The 649-nt window shown below is 48.1% G+C and carries 1 protein-coding gene; it reads left to right on the plus strand.

Annotated features, from left to right (window positions below):
- Positions 1-649, plus strand: a 649-nt coding sequence (locus R7040_RS27320; protein WP_318097725.1) for an O-antigen ligase family protein, incomplete at both ends; no start/stop codon positions are given.

A 649-nucleotide genomic window follows, 5' to 3' on the forward strand; every position in this document is an offset into this window, starting at 1 on the left:
TACTTTGGTTCATCGTACTGGCTGTCGTGATTGAAGCTCTATTTGGTCTGACGCAATATCTTTTTCTAAAACCAGGGAATCCTTTCGGCTACGACACGATTGCTAACCGTCCGTACGGGATCTTTCAGCAACCGAATGTGATGGCTAGCTTTCTCGCTACTGGATTAGTCATTGCCAGTTACCTTCTAGCTCGTCAACCCTATAAGTATTCACGTAAGCTAAGCGACGTTTACCTTTTGTATGCCGTACCTGTTGTTACCTTGCCGTTGATTGTCGCGTTAGCTTCGCGCACAGGATGGCTAGCGACCATCATCGGTTTGTTGTTAGTGATTCCGTATATGTATCGCTTTGCAACCAAAGGCCGCTTTATTCGCTGGATCGCGGCTTTGGTTACGGGCTTGGTGCTCTCGTTCGTTGTAATGAGCATTGCATTCCCGGATGGAAGTGGACTGGCGACAGAGAAAGTGAATATGAAATCGCCTCGAGCGTACACTTTCCCTCAAACCTTGGATATGGTGATCGAGAAACCGTTCACTGGCTACGGTTACGGTAAGTTTGAATCTGAGTACATGCTGTACACCGCGCGCCAGCATGCGCTGAATGAGAACTATCCTGCTGGCTTGCCATCGATGGATCATCCACACAATGA

The sequence above is a fragment of the Vibrio sp. 1069 genome, assembly GCF_033340555.1.